1 pseudogene is annotated in these 582 nt (G+C 58.1%); it reads left to right on the forward strand.

Going from position 1 to position 582, the window contains the following annotated elements:
• Nucleotides 1–68 precede the first annotated feature (68 nt).
• Nucleotides 69–582, forward strand: a pseudogene (locus IV40_RS10455) (IS5-like element ISPst7 family transposase); the annotation flags it as partial.

The raw sequence follows: 582 nt of genomic DNA on the forward strand, positions 1-582 counted from the left end.
TTAGGGAAACTCTGAAAAAGACTTTCTGATTTGGCAAAATACCGCGACCCCACCCACCGAGTTTCCCGATGAAGCAGATGACCTTCGCCGACGCCGAGTACGCTGGCAAGCGCAAGCAAACCCGCAAGGAGTTGTTCCTGATCGAGATGGATCGGGTGGTGCCGTGGAAGGGCTTGATTGCTTTGATCGAGCCACATTATCCGAAAGGTGAAGGTGGCCGTCCGGCCTACCCGTTGATGGCGATGCTGCGTGTGCATCTGCTGCAGAACTGGTTCGGCTACAGCGATCCAGCGATGGAGGAAGCGCTGTACGAAACCACGATCCTGCGCCAGTTTGCCGGGCTGAACCTGGAGCGCATCCCCGACGAAACCACCATTCTCAACTTCCGCCGCTTGCTGGAGAAACACGAGCTGGCGGCCGGCATCCTCGCTGTCATCAATGGCTATCTGGGCGACCGCGGCCTGTCGCTGCGCCAGGGCACCATCGTCGATGCAACGCTGATCAATGCGCCCAGTTCGACCAAGAACAAGGACGGCAAGCGCGACCCGGAAATGCACCAGACCAAGAAGGGAAACCAGTATT

Origin of the sequence: Lactobacillus selangorensis (genome assembly GCF_001437205.1) — a bacterium.
Classification (GTDB): domain Bacteria; phylum Bacillota; class Bacilli; order Lactobacillales; family Lactobacillaceae; genus Paralactobacillus; species Paralactobacillus selangorensis.